Here is a 323-nt window from a genome sequence, read left to right on the forward strand (position 1 = left end):
GTGGTGGCGATCACCAACGAGGCCGGCACCGTGGTCGAGCGGCTGGCCTATGATGCGTGGGGCAAGCGGCGCCCGGCGGACACCTGGCAGACCCCCACCCCCGGGGTGTTCATCGCCGCGATCAGCCTGACCCGCGGCTTCACCGGCCACGAGCACCTGGACCAGGTCGGGCTGATCCACATGGGCGGGCGGGTCTACGACCCGGAGATCGGGCGGTTCCTGTCGCCGGACCCCTTCGTCCAGTTCCCGGCCTCCACCCAGGGCTTCAACCGCTACGCCTACGTCGGCAACAACCCGCTTTCCTATACCGACCCGAGCGGGTA

General features: G+C 69.7%; 1 protein-coding gene. It reads left to right on the forward strand.

Annotation, left to right across the window (positions count from 1 at the left end):
* Nucleotides 1-323, forward strand: a 323-nt coding sequence (locus G8346_RS02855) for an RHS repeat-associated core domain-containing protein (protein ID WP_166048046.1), incomplete at both ends; no start/stop codon positions are given.

The organism is Thioalkalivibrio sp. XN279, assembly GCF_011089885.1.
In the GTDB taxonomy this organism is placed as follows: domain Bacteria; phylum Pseudomonadota; class Gammaproteobacteria; order Steroidobacterales; family XN24; genus XN24.